Here is a 290-nt window from a genome sequence, read left to right as displayed (position 1 = left end):
TTCTCCCCCTCTGCCCAAGGAAGGCGGGCGATGCCGAAGTCGCAGATCTTCACTGCGCCGTTGGCGGTGATGATCAGGTTGCCCGGCTTCACGTCCCGGTGCACCACCCCAGCCGCGTGCGCGGCGGCGATCCCGTCGCAGGTCTGTACGGCGATCGACAACGCCTGCCAGACGGTGAGCGGGCCGTCGGCGATCAGTGCGGACACGGTCCGCCCCTCCACCAGTTCCATGATCAGATAGGGGACGTTCTCCTCGGTGCCGAAGTCGTAGACAGCGACGATGTGCGGATG

General features: G+C 66.2%; 1 protein-coding gene. It reads right to left on the bottom strand.

Going from position 1 to position 290, the window contains the following annotated elements; genetic code table 11:
• Positions 1-290: protein kinase domain-containing protein (locus ACNAVT_RS31895; RefSeq protein WP_416301721.1), on the bottom strand; the 290-nt coding region annotated here is incomplete at both ends.

The sequence above is a fragment of the Micromonospora sp. SL4-19 genome (assembly GCF_047921475.1).
GTDB lineage: Bacteria > Actinomycetota > Actinomycetes > Mycobacteriales > Micromonosporaceae > Micromonospora.
Note: the sequence above shows the minus strand (reverse complement) of the source record. Positions and strands in the feature narration are given on the sequence as shown.